Origin of the sequence: Nocardia alni, from assembly GCF_019038435.1 — a bacterium.
Taxonomy (GTDB): domain Bacteria; phylum Actinomycetota; class Actinomycetes; order Mycobacteriales; family Mycobacteriaceae; genus Nocardia; species Nocardia alni.
On record NZ_JAGPOX010000341.1, the window covers coordinates 1 to 466 of the forward strand.

1 protein-coding gene is annotated in these 466 nt (G+C 70.6%); it reads left to right on the top strand.

The annotated features are described in order from the left end of the window. Positions 1-466: GNVR domain-containing protein (locus tag JZ791_RS44245; RefSeq protein WP_216903958.1), on the top strand; the 466-nt coding region annotated here is incomplete at both ends.

The following is a 466-nucleotide window of genomic DNA, read 5'->3' on the forward strand; positions in this document are numbered from 1 at the left end:
CCTGCGCACCAACCTCGGCGAGCGCCATCCCTACATCGCCGCCGTACGCACGCAGATGCAGGATGTCCGCCGCCTGATCGACGCCGAATTGAACCGCATCGCCGGTGCCGCCGAAACCGAGTACCAGCGCGCCCAGGCCAACGAGAAGTCGCTCGCGGCCGACCTGGAGCGGCTGCAGCGGCAGTCGGCGGTGACCGCGCAATCCTCGGTCCAGCTGCGCGAGATGGAGCGGGAGGTCGAGGCGGCCCGCACCGTGTACAACACCTTCCTGGTACGCACCCGCGAGATCAAGGAACAGTCGGGCATCGACAGCTCGAATGCCCGCATCATCACGTCGGCCCGGCCGCCGCAGGACGCGAGCTGGCCGCCGCGGCTGATCCTGGTCGCCGCTGCGCTGGCGGGCGGCCTCGGCCTCGGAGCCGGCCTCGCGCTGACTCGGGAATACCTGGAGCCGACGGTGCTGTCG